Raw genomic sequence first — 221 nt, forward strand, 5'->3', positions numbered from 1 at the left:
ATATTGGCGATTTCCGGCTGAAAATATTCCCCGCAATGCGGGCATGGCCAGTAAAGCCGTCGCCGATCGCCTTTATTAAATAGCGATAATATTCCAGTTGTCGGGGGAGCCTCATGCGCGCTGGTTGGTCGCCACTTGGTGTCACGAATCTCACGACCGGGAGAACTTTCGACAAGCGTCATCCCGCTGGACATAAAGGTGGTGGTTCGTTTTGAACCAAG

Annotated in this window: 1 protein-coding gene; it reads right to left on the reverse strand. The window is 52.5% G+C overall.

Features of this window, described 5'->3' with window-relative positions; all coding sequences use genetic code 11:
• Positions 1-221: phage terminase large subunit family protein (locus FDX22_RS23795; RefSeq protein WP_186805447.1), on the reverse strand; the 221-nt coding region annotated here is incomplete at both ends.

This window comes from Citrobacter sp. TBCS-14 (assembly GCF_005280805.1).
GTDB classification, from domain to species: domain Bacteria; phylum Pseudomonadota; class Gammaproteobacteria; order Enterobacterales; family Enterobacteriaceae; genus Citrobacter; species Citrobacter gillenii.